The organism is Arenibacter palladensis, assembly GCF_900129275.1.
Lineage (GTDB): Bacteria > Bacteroidota > Bacteroidia > Flavobacteriales > Flavobacteriaceae > Arenibacter > Arenibacter palladensis.
This window is the reverse complement of the sequence record NZ_FQUX01000001.1, coordinates 351,181-366,244: the sequence shown is the minus strand read 5'-3', so window position 1 is coordinate 366,244 and position 15,064 is coordinate 351,181. Positions and strand designations below refer to the sequence as shown.

At 40.4% G+C, this 15,064-nt stretch carries 11 protein-coding genes; 4 read left to right on the top strand and 7 right to left on the bottom strand.

The annotated features are described in order from the left end of the window. The first annotated feature begins 129 nt into the window (after positions 1–129). A complete protein-coding gene (locus BUA60_RS01360; protein ID WP_072860803.1) occupies positions 130–579 on the top strand; it encodes a nucleoside deaminase in 450 nt (149 codons plus the stop codon). Between the two features lie 83 nt (positions 580–662). Next, positions 663–1,082, top strand: a complete 420-nt coding sequence (locus tag BUA60_RS01355) for a hypothetical protein (protein WP_072859952.1) — start codon at positions 663–665, stop codon at positions 1,080–1,082. A gap of 80 nt (positions 1,083–1,162) precedes the next feature. Here the strand turns inward: BUA60_RS01355 and BUA60_RS01350 are convergent, their stop codons facing one another. The 4 genes from BUA60_RS01350 to aspS all read right to left on the bottom strand — a co-directional run bounded on the left by BUA60_RS01350 (position 1,163) and on the right by aspS (position 5,310). Further along, positions 1,163–1,357: a cold-shock protein gene (locus BUA60_RS01350; protein WP_031441862.1), complete on the bottom strand. Its 195-nt coding sequence runs from the start codon at positions 1,355–1,357 to the stop codon at positions 1,163–1,165. A gap of 90 nt (positions 1,358–1,447) precedes the next feature. Continuing rightward, positions 1,448–1,699 carry a hypothetical protein gene (locus BUA60_RS01345; protein ID WP_072859951.1) on the bottom strand — a complete coding sequence of 84 codons (252 nt, stop codon included), beginning with the start codon at positions 1,697–1,699 and terminating at the stop codon, positions 1,448–1,450. 14 nt (positions 1,700–1,713) lie between these two features. After that, positions 1,714–3,507 carry a chloride channel protein gene (locus tag BUA60_RS01340; RefSeq protein WP_084532449.1) on the bottom strand — a complete coding sequence of 598 codons (1,794 nt, stop codon included), beginning with the start codon at positions 3,505–3,507 and terminating at the stop codon, positions 1,714–1,716. A 54-nt stretch (positions 3,508–3,561) separates the two neighbouring features. Next, entirely contained in the window at positions 3,562–5,310 is a 1,749-nt protein-coding gene (gene aspS, locus BUA60_RS01335; protein ID WP_072859949.1) for an aspartate--tRNA ligase, read from the bottom strand. Positions 5,311–5,488: 178 nt separating this feature from the next. On the opposite strand from aspS, the gene BUA60_RS01330 reads away from it, so the two are divergent. Both BUA60_RS01330 and BUA60_RS01325 read left to right on the top strand, forming a co-directional pair. Continuing rightward, positions 5,489–8,128 carry a TonB-dependent receptor gene (locus BUA60_RS01330; RefSeq protein WP_072859948.1) on the top strand — a complete coding sequence of 880 codons (2,640 nt, stop codon included), beginning with the start codon at positions 5,489–5,491 and terminating at the stop codon, positions 8,126–8,128. 209 nt (positions 8,129–8,337) lie between these two features. Continuing rightward, positions 8,338–8,688, top strand: a complete 351-nt coding sequence (locus BUA60_RS01325; RefSeq protein ID WP_072859947.1) for a toxin-antitoxin system YwqK family antitoxin — start codon at positions 8,338–8,340, stop codon at positions 8,686–8,688. Between the two features lie 307 nt (positions 8,689–8,995). Here BUA60_RS01325 and BUA60_RS01320 read toward each other — a convergent pair whose 3' ends face one another. Genes BUA60_RS01320 through BUA60_RS01310 form a run of 3 tightly spaced genes read right to left on the bottom strand, consistent with a single transcriptional unit; the run spans position 8,996 to position 15,030 of the window. Then, the gene (locus BUA60_RS01320) at positions 8,996–12,490 is read right to left on the bottom strand and encodes an efflux RND transporter permease subunit (protein WP_072859946.1); all 3,495 of its coding nucleotides are present in this window, start codon (positions 12,488–12,490) and stop codon (positions 8,996–8,998) included. 7 nt (positions 12,491–12,497) lie between these two features. Next, complete coding sequence (locus BUA60_RS01315; RefSeq protein ID WP_072859945.1) at positions 12,498–13,667, bottom strand: efflux RND transporter periplasmic adaptor subunit; 1,170 nt, start codon at positions 13,665–13,667, stop codon at positions 12,498–12,500. A gap of 22 nt (positions 13,668–13,689) precedes the next feature. Next, on the bottom strand, positions 13,690–15,030 hold the full coding sequence (locus BUA60_RS01310; RefSeq protein ID WP_072860802.1) for a TolC family protein: 1,341 nt from the start codon (positions 15,028–15,030) through the stop codon (positions 13,690–13,692). Positions 15,031–15,064: the final 34 nt, after the last annotated feature.

Sequence of the window (15,064 nt, the reverse complement as noted above, 5' to 3'; positions counted from 1 at the left end):
ATGTATTTAAACATGGGTTGGTATGTTTTTAAGTGTTTGATTGGCTGTTTTTCATGATATTTTAAACAAATCGTATTTTTTTTGAACCTTCACCATTATTGTTTACTATTGTGCCTTAAAATGTTTCAAATGATCAATCCGTTCGATGATGCTTATTTTATGAAGAAGGCCTTACAGGAGGCAGAAGCTGCCTTTGAGATTGGGGAGGTGCCCGTTGGGGCAGTCATCGTTGTTGAGAATAGGATCATTGCCAGGGCACACAATTTAACTGAACGTTTAAACGATGTTACGGCACATGCAGAAATGCAGGCCATAACTTCGGCCGCTAATTTTCTGGGGGGGAAATACCTTCACAATTGTACCCTATATGTTACCTTGGAACCCTGCCAAATGTGCGCTGGAGCCCTATACTGGAGCCAAATTTCCAAAATAGTCTACGCGGCAAAGGATATGGATAGGGGTTTTGTAACCATGGGTACCAAAATACACCCCAAGACCGAATTGGTGAATGGAGTATTGGAGGAGGAAGCTTCGGCCATTTTGAAGCGCTTTTTTATTCAGAAACGTAATTTAAATTAGAAAGGAACCTTTTTGGGCCAACCAAAAACGCAACTTATTGCCTGATTTTGTATCTACTTTTTAGTTCAACAATCTAGGTTATTATGAAAATATGCGGATTAATGTTCTTCTGGGTTTTGATTTTGGCCTTTAACGGATGTTCCACAGACCTAACACATGAAGGAAACGATAAAGTTAATGGAACTTGGAGTCTGATAAATGTTAGTGGCGGATTCGCTGGGGTTGACGATGACTTCGAAAAAGGTAAAATTGTTTGGAAATTCAACGCCGCTGATGGGTCATTGACCGTTACCAACAATGATGCGTCCAGCGCAATTTACAATGGCTTGCCATCTGGAACCTATACTTATTCCATTATAAAGGAGAAAGACCAATACTATTTGTTATTAAATGACAAGGAGATTGGTGGGGTCGATGTTGCCAAATCACAACTCATTATAGATCAAAATATCACTACCTCGGGGAGTGGGGCCGATGGCTTTGTACTGGTATTGATAAAATAGGCAGGTTACCAATAGGTTGGTTAAAAACAAAAAACCCTTAGGGTTGCCAAGGGTTTACACTTTTTCAAAATAAAATAGTATTAGCCGATTACCTGCACTTTTGCAGCAACTATACCCTTGCGCCCTTCTTCTTCCTGGTATTCTACTTTGTCTCCTTCGTTAAGTTCAGTTCCGTTTAATGCAGTAGCATGAACAAAAATGTCCTTACCCGTGTCATCGTTGGTAATGAAGCCATATCCCTTGGATTCATTAAAAAATTTTACTGTTCCAGTCATTCCAATTGAATTAAAATAATAATCGTTTAGATTACTAATTTATGTTTTTTTGGTCAAAATGGCCATAACCAATTTAAAAAAATATCAAAATTACTGCTTGTCTTTGGGGTCCATTTCCTTTCCCTGCATTTTTCTGATGTTTTCCTCGGTGAGCATATAATCCTTCATTTTTTTGCCTTTGCTCACCTTGATAAGAAAGAGGGGCATGGCTATCAAAAATATTCCGACGGTACCAAAACCAATGCACTTATTGGATAAGGCCAAATCTTCCTCATTAATGCTAAAGCCGTAAATAATGGAAGCAAAGGAAGCTAAGAGAATTAAAGAAATAATATATTTCATTCCCAACCTGGGTTTTAGGAGGTTAAATTTATTAATTTTCTTCTATATGCGGTCAAGAGCTTGGATTTGGAGATAAAGCCAATATACTTTTCATCCTTAATAACGGGCAGGTTCCAAGCGCCGCTGTTTTGAAATTTCTCCATAATGTCCGTCATTTTATCCTTGTCCATTTCAATAATTTCAGGGGGGGTGTTCATAATGTCGGCCGCCATTACATCCTTGTACAGTTTCTGATCGAACATAATGGGCCGAATGTCATCCAACAAAATAATCCCTAGAAGGGTGTTGTCCTCCTTATCAATCACCGGGAAAATATTTCTATTGGATTTTACCACCGCTTGGTGTACAATGTCCCCCAAGTTCATCTCGGGATATATGGGTACAAAATTGTCTTCAATAACCTTGTCTATATCCATCAAGGTTAAAACGGCATGATCCTTATCATGCGTAATTAATTCGCCCTTTCTTCCCAGTTCCATGTTATAGACAGAATGTGGGTGTACATATTTGGTTATGGAAAAGGAGATAGCCGAGGTTACCATTAACGGAATAAACAATTCATAACCTCCGGTAACCTCTGCAATAAGGAATATGGCTGTAAGTGGAGCGTGAAGTACCCCTGCCATGAGGCCGGCCATGCCTACAAGGGTAAAATTGCTTTCAGAAATTTGGTTTTGGAAGATTCCTAAACTGTTAATTGCCTTGGCAATACAATTGCCCATTATGCTTCCCATAAAGAGTGTTGGGGCGAAGATGCCCCCAACGCCCCCCGCACCAAAAGTAAGGGCACAGGCTATAATTTTAAAAAATACCAATCCGGCGAGTAAGCCTATTACCATCCAAACATTGGAAAGGTCCAATTGAAAAATGTTGTTTTCCAATACCTTTTCGGGATTGCCTTTGATGAGGTTGTTGATGACATCAAAACCTTCACCGTATAGGGGAGGGACCAAATAAACCAATATTCCAATGGCAATACCTCCATAAAGCAACCTTTTTATGGGAGAACCTATTTTGTCGAATAGCTTTTGGACCCGCTCATAGACTTCTGTGAAATATATGGAAGTTAAGCCTGCAAACAAGCCTAGGACAATGTAAAAGGGTATGTCTGACATCATAAAGTCATCTTCCAGCTTAAAAGGCAAAAGAATATCATTCCCAAAGAAAAAGTAGGAAGTAATGATTCCCGAAAGTGATGCCAATAGTAGGGGCAACATGGACGCAATGGTAAGGTCCAGGCTAAATACCTCAATGGCAAAAATTATGGCCGCAATGGGGGCTTTAAATATGGAGGACATTGCTCCTGCTGCCGCACATCCAATAAGTAAGTTCCTTGTGGTCTGGTTTACGTGGAACATTCTTGAGATATTGGAACTTATTGCTGCACCAGTGGCCACAGTAGGGCCCTCCAATCCAACAGATCCTCCAAAACCAACAGTAATGGGCGCAGTAAGAATGGATCCGAACATTTGATATTTCCGCATGATTCCCTTTTTTTTTGATATTGCGAAAAGGGTAGATGGGATACCATGGCTCACTTTGTTGCGGATAACATATTTAATGATCAGATAAACAAGGGTTAGACCAATGATGGGAAAGACAAAATAAAAGGCGTTGTGATAATACCTTACCAAATTGCCTTCCAATAAATGTTGAAAAAAATGTGTTAGATTTTTAAGGATAACCGCACCGATCCCCGAGGTAAATCCTACCAAAATGCTGAGTAGGTAAATAAATTGCCTTTGGGAAATATGTTTTGCGCGCCAAACCAAAAAGTTGGTAAGCCAAGATTTTTTTAGTGCTGTCATGCTATTGAAAAAAATCCCGCTAGTTACTGGACTAGCAGGATTTTAAAGATATGATTATAAATCCAATTTTAGGTGAAGTTCCTTCAACTGTAAATCGTCAATCGGGGCAGGGGCATCGATCATGACATCGCGGCCACTGTTATTTTTTGGAAAAGCAATAAAGTCACGAATGGTTTCCTGTCCACCTAAAATGGCCACCAACCTATCCAGGCCAAATGCCAAACCACCATGTGGAGGTGCCCCATATTGAAAGGCGTCCATTAGAAATCCAAATTGAGCCTTGGCCTCCTCTGGGCTAAAGCCAAGATGTCTAAACATTGTGGATTGTATCTGCTTATCGTGAATACGTATGGAACCACCTCCAATTTCATTTCCATTCAATACTAAATCATAGGCATTGGCTTTTACCGCTCCCGGATCGGTATCCAGCAATTCCAATTGTCCAGGTTTTGGTGAGGTAAACGGATGGTGCATGGCATGGTAATGCCCGGTTTCCTCGTCCAGCTCCAACAATGGAAAATCTATTACCCAAAGGGGTGCAAACTCATTCTTTTTACGTAATCCTAGACGTTGGGCAATTTCCATTCTAAGCGCACTTAACTGTGTGCGGGTTTTGTTGGCATCTCCGGACAGGACGCAGATTAAGTCGCCCGCCTTCGCTCCTGTGACTTCTGCCCATTTTGCAAGATCTTCCTGATCATAAAATTTGTCCACCGAAGATTTAAAGGAACCATCTTCGTTACATCTGGCATAGACCATGCCTTTAGCCCCTATTTGTGGTCTGCGTACCCAGTCTACAAGCGCGTCTATTTCTTTTCTGGTATAGGCCACTCCCCCAGGTATGGCAATACCTACTACCAATTCGGCCTCATTGAATATTCCAAAGTCCTTATGTTGTGCAATGGGGTTAAGTTCGCCGAATTCCATCCCAAATCGGATATCCGGTTTGTCGTTGCCATATTTTTTCATGGCCTCATCGTAAGTCATTCTAGGGAACTTGTCAATAGAGACCCCTTTAATTTCTTTTAACAAATGTCTGGTAAGGCCTTCAAAGACGTTTAGGATGTCTTCTTGTTCCACAAAGGCCATTTCACAGTCGATTTGAGTAAATTCCGGTTGCCTGTCCGCCCTAAGGTCTTCGTCCCTAAAGCATTTAACGATCTGGAAGTATTTGTCCATTCCGCCCACCATTAGTAATTGTTTAAAGGTTTGGGGCGATTGTGGCAAGGCATAAAACTGGCCTTCGTTCATTCTGCTTGGAACCACAAAATCTCGGGCGCCCTCCGGGGTAGACTTTATCAAATAAGGCGTTTCAACTTCAATAAAACCTTGGTCGGAAAGGTATTTTCTAACCTCAATGGCTACTTTGTGCCTAAAAATAAGGTTGTTTTTTACAGGATTTCTTCGAATATCCAGATATCGGAATTTCATCCGGATATCTTCGCCACCATCGGTCTGGTCTTCAATGGTGAAAGGAGGAACCAGGGATTTGTTGAGGATTTTGATCTCAGAAACCAGAACTTCGACATTGCCGGTAGGTATGTTTGGGTTTTTGGAAGCTCTTTCAATCACGGTTCCTTTGACTTGTATTACAAATTCGCGGCCCAAGGATTTTGCGATTTCCATAATCTCCTTTGAAGAACGTTCCTCATCAAAAATGAGCTGGGTAATTCCATATCGGTCCCGAAGATCGGCCCATATAACAAAACCTTTGTCTCTTACTGTTTGTACCCATCCTGACAAGGTTACTTGTGTCTGTTGATGGGTTTCCCGCAATTCACCGCAATTATGACTTCTATACATTTTTTATATCATCTAAGAAAAGGCAAATGTAAGAAGTAATAGGGTAAGCTGAAAAAAATATGCTCAATTGAGGAATTGCGAATTTGCATTACAAAATTTTATCATATTCTAAATTATTTTAGAGAATATTAACAAAACTTACTTATTTTAGTATATAATTCTAACGAAACTCATTAATATGAAACAGAAATTATTTAAGAAGAACATGTTCTTATTTTTCTTAATGGCACCTTTGATGTTATTGGCTCAGGATGTTGTTAAGGGAAAGGTAACGGACTCGGGTCTGGGAGATCCACTTCCTGGGGTGAATGTGGTTATTAAGGGAACCACTACGGGTACTACTACAGATTTTGATGGTAATTATGAACTTTCGGTTGATAATTTTCCATCCATTCTTGTGTTTTCCTCCTTGGGGTATGCCTCAAAGGAAATGCAGGTAACCGGTCCTACTACTTTGAACGTTGCCATGGATGAATCGGCAACAGGTTTGGAAGAAGTTGTCTTGTTGGGTAACCGTTCCAAGCCAAGAACAGTTATAGGATCACCTGTGCCTATTGATAATATAGGTGTTGCAGAATTAAAAAGTACCGGTCAACCCACAGTTGACAAAATGTTGACTTATAAAGTTCCATCTTTTAACTCTACCACCCAGGCAATCTCAGATGGTACAGCACACTTTGATCCTGCTGATTTGAGGGGATTGGGTCCAAGTAGGACTTTGGTGTTGATAAATGGCAAGCGTAAAAATTTGAGTGCTTTGGTATATATCAATGATACTCCTGGTAAAGGGGAAGTAGGGGTGGATTTGAAAAGTGTTCCCTCTGCGGCAATAGAAAGGATAGAGGTTTTAAGAGACGGTGCTTCTGCCCAATATGGTTCAGATGCCATTGCTGGAGTCATTAATATGGTATTGAAAAGAAATGTTGAATATACTACTGTGGGTGTTAGTTCCGGAATCACCACAGAAGGGGATGGCTTTAATTTCGCTGCAGATGTGAATAGTGCTCTAAAACTTGGTGAAGATGGAGGGTATCTAAACTTGACAGTGGGCTATTATAATCAAGAAAAGACCAATAGAGCTGGAACGCCGGGAGAAGATGGTTTGTTTGGGGTACCTGCAAATGATCCCGACTGGGGATCCTGGCTGTCTCAAAACCCAGATTTGGGAATGACTATTGGTCAACCTGAACTAGATAAAATGGATGTGTTTTTTAATGCTGGTATTCCTTTTAAAAATGGCAGTGGGGAGATCTATACTTTTGGAGGTCTTACTTATAGAAAGGGAAAAAGCTTTGCCTTATACAGACCACCATATTGGGTTTCCGATCCATATAACTTATTGCATGAACCAGGAACTACTTATCAAGGATTTCAGCCAACTTTTGAAACTGATATAAGGGACAATAACGCAACTGTGGGGGTAAAATGGAAATTGTTCACCTTCGATGTGGATTTGAGCGGTACTTATGGTAGAAATGCTGTTAATTACGATGTAAGAAACACACTAAATGTTGTTTTGGGGGCCAATAGTCCTACATCTTTTGATGTAGGGGCCTATTCTTTCAGCAATACCTTGGGCAATTTGGATTTTTCCAAAAATTTGGGGACGGTCAATATTGCTTTTGGTGCCGAGATTAGGGGAGAACGCTTTACTGCTTTGGCAGGTGAGTCTGCCTCTTTTGCGGGGCAAGGCGCTGTATCCTTTCCAGGATTACAACCAAGTAATGCGGTAGAAGCTACCAGGGATAACTATGGTCTTTATGGAGATTTGGAATGGGAGCCTACCGATAAATTACTTTTGGGCGGGGCACTGAGATACGAGGATTTTAGCGATTTTGGGGATAATACTTCCTGGAAGGTTAACGGTCGATATCTATTGGGAGAGCGAAAAGGAGCCATTAGGGCCTCTTATAGTACAGGTTTTAGAGCACCGGCATTACATCAAATTTATTTGAGTAATATACAAACATTGGTATCCGGTGGGACTATTTCCAATCAGGGGACTTTTAACAACGTTGATCCAATAATCAGGGATGGTTTGGGAGTACCACAGCTAACTGCTGAAACTTCAAAAAATATTACGGCTGGTTTTACATTCAGTCCGCTTACCAATTTATCTTTAGCCGTGGATTTTTACAATGTTAAAATTGATGATCGGGTATTGTTTACCAATGAGATTGGGTTCGATGGTGATACTGCGAACGATAATCCTGTTGAGGAAATATTATTGGACAATGACATAACCAGTTTAAAATTCTTTGTAAATGCTGTAAACACCAACACTACTGGAGTTGACATAGTGGCCAATTATAAAAATATTGCTATGGGTGCTGGAGTTTTGGGTGCCACAATAGCTGCCAATTTCAATAAGACAGAGATTGAAGGGCAAATTAAAACACCTAGTTTATTGGATGCCAATGGTTATGAGATTTTCAATAGAAAGGAACAGGCCAGAATCACAACGGTTAGGCCAAAATCCAAAATTCTTCTTGGGCTTGACTACAATATCGAAAAATGGAATTTTATTTTAAACAACACCTATTTTGGGGAGGTTAAATGGGACCACGGTTCAGATCCCTTAAAGGATCAGGTCTTTGCAGGTAAGGTTATTACCGACCTAATATTGGGTTATGAATTTTCACAAAAAATATCCGCTACTATAGCAGTAAATAATTTATTGAATGTCTATCCGGATGAATTGGATCCCAAAGGGGATGTTGTTACAGATCTTGGAGGAAGGTTTAAGTATCCTTGGGAAGTAAATCAGTTTGGTTTTGCCGGCACTATCATAAATGCCGGACTTACTTTTAAATTTTAAGATTTGAATTAATAGCGACAATAGAACCATTTTATCGATTAAACCAGAAACTACCTATTATAGGGAGTTTCTTTGTTTTGTAAACCTCTTAAAAACAGATGTTTAATGTTTCAATGTAAATTTAATGTTAACTAAAGGTTTCTTTTTCGTAAAATATATGTATCTTTAATTCGTTAAGAGATAATAGATAAACATAAAATCCCAAAAAAATGAAAGGAATAACACTAGTTTTAGCACTAATATTTTCAGTTGTAATCAACGCACAAGATATAAAACCTGTTTTTGAACAAGATGGTGAAATGTTAAAAGCCACCTATTTCCATGACAATGGGGTAGTTTCCCAAGAGGGACATTTCCTAAACGGAAAACTACATGGCGAATGGAAGATGTTTGGTGAAGATGGAAAGAAAATAGCCATGGGTGAATATACCGAAGGAAAGAAAACAGGAAAATGGTTCTTCTGGGATGCGAAAAAATTAAAAGAAGTAGATTTTGTTGACAGTAAAATTGCCAATGTAACCGAATGGAACAGTATGGGCCAATTAGCGGTCAACAAATAGTAAATAATTTCTACAGTTGTAAACCCGGCGATATTCGCCGGGTTTTTTTGTTTTGGATCTTGTGGAATCGGTTTTGGAAGGATTATTTTATACGGGAATATGATTTTGGAACCTATCGGTACGCTAAAACCTAACACATAGGATTTGCCTTTGGTCATATATTCCCGAATTGGATGGTAGCCTCTAATAACTACTAGAGTACGTTCTAAGGATATTTTTGCTATAGTTAAACTGAGAGGAGGAATAGTGCAATAAAAAAAGAGCCTGTTTAATTAAACAGGCTCCCTTTTCTTTTGGTGCAAATAACTTAGGCAGTAGCTACTTCCTTAGTTTTTGTCTTGCTACTACCACTGCCCCTAAGGGCTATTTTAATCCTGTAGGTAATATTAAATAGTACAGGAACAATAATCAATGTTAGGAAGGTGGCCACTATCAACCCGAAGATTACCGTCCAGGCCAAAGGACCCCAGAACACCACGTTGTCACCTCCTACATATATGTGTGGGTTAAATTCCGAAAACAAGGCAAAGAAATCGATATTTAAACCGATTGCCAGAGGAATCAATCCCAATACGGTGGTTATGGCAGTAAGAAGCACTGGTCTTAGCCTAGCTTTTCCACCCTTAATGATGGCTTCTGTTGCATCTTCCCTTGTCAATAAGGCTTTATCATCCATACCTAGCTTAACCTTCCTACGGTCAATTAAAATCTGGGTATAGTCCAATAGAACCACTCCATTGTTCACCACAATACCGGCCAAGGAAATTATTCCCATCATCGTCATCATGATCACAAAAGACCATCCGGTAATCATTAGACCTCCAAATACCCCAATAAAACTCAGGAAAATAGCAATCATAATGATCAGTGGCTTGGAAATACCGCCAAACTGAAATATCAATATCAACATAATAAGGCCTAAACCGGTGAAAAATGCACCTACAAGGAACATCATCTGTTTGTTCTGCTCCTCTATTTGCCCAGTGTAGTCTATTTTGATATCGGTTGGAAGGTTTTCAAATTCTTCCATTTCCTTTTGTATCTCGGCTACAATGGCTGCCGCATCCGTAAACCCAGGCTGAAGTCCGGAATAAACAGTAACCACACGTTTGTTGTCCCTATGTTTAATGGCACTAAAGGCAGAAGTATTTCTTTCGGCGGCCACGGCAGAAATAGGAATTTCCTTGATTTTGCCGGTAGATTGGTCCCTAAATATGATATTTTGGTTGAAAAGGGCGCTTTTATTATACCTTAAATCTTCGCTAAAGCGGACATTGATATCATAATCATCCCCATCTTCCTTAAATACACCGGCTTTTTCACCAAACAAGGCCCTTCGCAATTGGCTCCCCACTTGCCCTACAGAAACCCCTAGCTCACCTGCCTTCTTACGGTCTACGGCCACTTGCATGGAGGGCTTACTCTTGTTTACGTCAATTTTTATTTCTTCTATACCCGCGATATTTTTGGTATTGATAAAGTTTCTAATGTCCTCCGCGGTATTGATCAATTGGTCGTAATCCTTGCCTTCCAATTCAATGTTAATCGGATAACCGGCCGGTGGGCCATTGGCCTCTTTTTCTACCGAAATGGCTACCCCGGGATATACGCCGCTTAGTCCGGCCTGAACTTTGGCACGGATGTCCTCGGTGTTGACTCCCCGTCTATACTTAAATTCACTGAAATTGACCGTAATTTTGCCCTTATGGGGCATTTCTGCCGAAGAACCTCCATCTGCCAAAGGGTTACCGGCACCTTCACCAACTTGGGATACGGCCGTGGTAACAATAAAGTTTTCCCCATTGTGAAAATAAGCCTGGTCATTGACAATGCCATATACCTTTTTCTCAATATCAAGGGTAATTGCATTGGTCTTTTCTATGGCAGTACCTTCAGGGTATTCTATATAGACATATATTTCATTGGGGATATTGTCCGGGAAGAATTCTATTTTGGTTCTCCCACTGCCTACGGACATACCGAAAAGCATGAATACCACGACCAATAGCATAGCCGTAATTCCAAAATACCAGTATACATTTTTTCCCCTTAAGGCATGGATCAATCTTATCTCATACCAGTTTTCGAAACGGGTCATGGTATTTTTTTGAAAACGCAGGGCCCATTTCTTCAGTACATATTTGTAAACCCAGAACATGGCCGCCGTTAAGATCATGACCGATCCCAATCCCCTCATTGCTCCACCGAACAATAAAATCAATAGTCCAAGTCCGCCCAAAACAATACTGATACGAATCAGCTGTTTTACGGTAAGTTCCTTTTCATCGGTATCCATAAAATTGGATACCAACATGGAGTTCATAAATATGGCCACAAACAGGGAGGATCCCAATACTACCGATAAGGTAATTGGAAAATAGATCATAAACTGCCCAAATATTCCGGGCCATAGCCCAAGTGGAACAAAGGCTGCAACAGTGGTGGCCGTGGAAATAATAATGGGAAAGGCAATTTCACCGATTCCCTTTTTCGCTGCTTCAATACGGGGCATTCCCTCATCCATTAAGCGATACACGTTTTCTACCACAACGATACCATTATCTACCAACATTCCCAGTCCCATAATCATTCCAAATAGAATCATGGTATTAAGGGTGTAGCCCAACCAGGACAGGATCATAAAAGACATAAACATGGACATGGGTATGGCAAAGCCAACGAACAAGGCGTTTCTGAACCCTAAAAAGAACATTAGGACCCCAACCACCAAAATAATTCCGAAAATAATGTTGTTGACCAAGTCATCTACCTGGTTAAGTGTTCTTGTAGAGGAATCATTGGCAATGGAAATGTGAAGATCGGGGGGGAAATAGTTGGCCTTTGTGGTCTTGACTATTTCCTTAATTTGATCTGATGCCGATATGGCATTTTGGCCTGCACGCTTTTTAACATCGAGCATCACAACGCTTTCCCCAAATTCCCTGGCATAGGTAGTTTTATCCTTTTCGTCAAAATAAACGGTAGCGATATCTTTTAAATATACTGCCCCGTTGTCTGATTTTACCACAAAATCGTTCAGTTGGCTGGGATCTTCTATCTCGCCCAAAATGCGTATGGTTCTGCGTTGGCCACCAATCTTTAAATTTCCTGCGGACATGGTCATATTACCATTGCCAATGGCCTGCATTACATCGTCAAAACTAACCTTGGCTGCCATCATTTTATAGACGTCTACCGCAACCTCCACTTCTTTTTCCTGAGCTCCACGGATGTCTGCCTTTTTTACTTCAGGAAGATTTTCTATTTCGTCCTGTAGGTATTCTGCATATTCCTTCAATTTTTCTACCGGATAATCGCCGGTGAAGTTGATGTTCATTATAGGAACTTCCTCGGAAAAATTTAGGTCGAACACATTGGGTTCTACCTTGGCTCCGTTAAAGGTGGGCCAATCCTCACTGGCTTTCTCGCCATCAACCTCGTCCTTTACCTTTTGTTTTGCCGCTTCCACGGTAATTTCTTCGTCGAACTCAACGGTGATAATGGAATAATCTTCCTGTGAGGTGGAAATAATTTCCACAACATTGCTGATATTCTTTAGTTCATCCTCCAAAGGATCTGTTATCAACCTTTCAATATCCTCCGCTGTATTACCAGGATAGGGGGTACTGATATAGATCTTGGTTTCTATGATTTCTGGGAAGTCTTCCCTAGGCATGGCCAGATAGGAAGAAAAACCGATCCATAGAAAGATACCGATCATTACATAGATAACAGATGGGTTATCTATTGCCCAAGACGATAAACTAAATTCTTTGTCTGCGTTTTTTTGTAGTTTGCTCATGGACTTTTTAGTTTAAAACTTTCACTTTTTGACCATCTTTTACGCTTCTAGCACCCTCTTTAATGATGTGGTTTCCATCACTGATTCCCGAAAGAACTTCCACATAACCATTTTGGGTCTTACCAGTGGTAATGATTTTCTTCTTTACTATGGCTTCGTTTTCGTCATTTAGTTCTTCGGCCACGTAGGCGTACTGCTCTCCATCGGCATTTTCCGAAACAATACTTTGTGGAATAAGAATGGCATTTTCACTGCTATAGTCGTTCAATTGTACTTTTGCGCTCAAGTTGGGCTTTATGGTACCCGTCTTGTTGGGTACAGGTATTTCTACGGTAAAGGATCTGTTGCCAGGATTAATAAAGTTTCCTGTTTGTCTAATATTGGTCATAATGCTATCGCCTAAAACAGGGAAATATACTTTGGCTTCCTTGCCATTTTTTATGCTTCCCAAATAGGTTTCCGGCACCTCTACTACAATGTACATGTCCGAAAGATTCACTATTCGGAAAATTTCGGATCCAGGACCGGGGGCAACCACTGTTCCCTGGTCTTTGATAACATCGTCTATAATTCCGGAAAAAGGTGCCCTAATAGTGGACTTTCCTAATTGACTTTCCATTTGTTTAACCGAATTTTCGCTGGCTTCATAGTTGGTCTTTGCCTGTAAATACTGAATTTCGGAACCTATCTTTTGTTCCCACAATCTTTTTTGACGCTCAAAGGTGGTTTTTGCCAATTGTGCCTGGGTTTTTAATTGCTCCAGTTGGCTGCCCATACCGCCATCATCTATGCTCGCCAAGATTTGACCCTTAGTTACTTCTTGTCCCTCTTTTACATAAACTTTATGCAGGACGCCTTGCATTTCGGGATAGATCAGTACATTTTGTTTTGTCTTAACGTCCCCCTGTAAATCCAAGAAATGGTCAAATTTTTTGGGATTGGCAATAATTGTGGTAACCAAGGGAAGGTTTTCATTTCCGCTTAATGATCCAATTACCGAATCCAGTTTTTTCATTTCAGATTCCAATGCTTTTTGTTTCTCGAAGAGTTCACTTTTTTTAGTGCGCAAGGCATTAATGTCCCCTCCAGATATAAGGTCGTCTACTGTTTTTTGATTATCGCTTCCACAAGAAACCAATAAGGTTCCCAATACGAATATTTGAAGTATTTTGTTCATAGTTATAATTTCTAGGTTGATGTTATAGTTTGCTGTTAAGTACTGTCTCCAAGGCTGTTTTATTGTTTATTACCTCTACCATGGATTGCAGGTATTCCTGCTGTGCATCATAGAGCTGTGTTTGTGCCTGTCTCAGCTCAAAGCTGGTGGCAAGTCCTTCCGAGTATTTTATTTCGTTTTTCTTTTCAATACGTTCCGCCAAGGCCAAATTTTCACTTGCCGTATTATACTGCTCAATGGAAAAGAGATAGTTGCTCTTGGCTGTTTGGTGTTGTAGACGAATACTTTGTTCCGTCTCGGATTTCTGTGTTCTCGCTTTTTCAAGTGCAATTTTTGCCCTTGCGGTCTTGGCGCTCCTTCCTAAAGAACTGAAAATAGGGATGCTAAGGTCGAATCCCAGGATGGAGGAATCAAACCATTCAGAATCGTTGCCCAAAAAATTAAACCTGTCGCTATAAGAAGTACTACCGTAATTTATAAAGGCATTCAAGGTTGGCAGGGCCAAACTTTTCTGCAGCTTTAGCTCCAATTCCCTTTGTTGGTTGAGATTGTCCACTATTTTAAAATCTATATTGTTGTCCATGACCAAATCTTCATCCAATAGATCCAGGCGAATTTGGTCCTGGGCCAAATCGGACAGATTTTCCTTTAGTTGGGTAGGTGCATCTATATCCAGCCCCATAATCAGATTAAGCATCTGAAGAGTAATGGATTGTAGGCGTAAGGAATTTTTTAATTGATTATCTACCGAGGACAGGGTAATCTGCAATTGCTCTACACTTTCCTCATCGCCAAGACCATTTTCGAAAAGTTTCTGCGTTTCAAATAAATTCTTCTCCAAGTTGGCCTTGTTCTTTTCTAGAATGGCGATACTTTCTTGTGATAACAACACATTGCCATAGGCTTCCACTACCGATTTACGCACATCCAATTCGGTCTTTACCTTATTGTTGTCGCTGTAGGCAATAAAGGCCTTGGTGGCTTGAATGCCCACAATATATGACCCATCAAATATTTGTTGTTTTAGGGTGGCGGTGGCACTGGCCGTTTGTGGCTGACTAAAGATTATAGGGATAAAGGTTCCCGGTTCCTGCCCTGCCAATTCCCCTGGTAATAGGGAAACAGGCTGCTTTAATTGGTTTTGATAGCTCACGGCACCACTTATTTGGGGTAGTCCTGTGGCAATGGTTTCCCATTTTTGCTTTTGGGCATCCAAAAGATCTCTGTCCGCATTAATAGCCCCATAGTTATTTTCAATGGCGAAATTAATGGCTTCCTCCAAGGTGAAACTATAAGTTTGTTCCTGGGCGTAGGACCAAGATGCTATAAATAGCATCAATAGTGCTAAAAAACTGTTTTTCATAAAATTGGCTTTATAGTTTTTTATTTGGGTCATT